Consider the following 314-nt stretch of genomic DNA (forward strand, 5'->3'; position numbering starts at 1 on the left):
TAGAAGTACAGACCAGTTACTGCGTAGTTTGATTTCGGAGACTGGGGCTTTTCTTCAAGCGACAGTACCTTGCCATCTCCGTCGAATTCCGCGACGCCATAGCGTTCAGGATCGTGTACATGGTAGGCAAAAATGCTGGCGCCGTTGGGACGTTGATTGGCGGCATTCAGCAACAGGTGGAAATCATGTCCGTAGAAAATGTTGTCACCAAGGACCAAGGCCGACAGATCATTGCCTATGAACTGCTCGCCGATGAGAAACGCCTGGGCCAGACCGTCGGGCGATTCCTGCACGGCATACTGAAGGTTGAGGCC

The 314-nt window shown here is 53.2% G+C and carries 1 protein-coding gene; it reads right to left on the reverse strand.

Features of this window, described 5'->3' with window-relative positions; translation table 11 throughout:
• Nucleotides 1-314, reverse strand: a 314-nt coding sequence (locus KDH83_RS32265; protein WP_249205493.1) for a sugar phosphate nucleotidyltransferase, incomplete at both ends; no start/stop codon positions are given.

It is taken from the genome of Achromobacter sp. Marseille-Q0513 (assembly GCF_018195695.1).
In the GTDB taxonomy this organism is placed as follows: domain Bacteria; phylum Pseudomonadota; class Gammaproteobacteria; order Burkholderiales; family Burkholderiaceae_B; genus Achromobacter.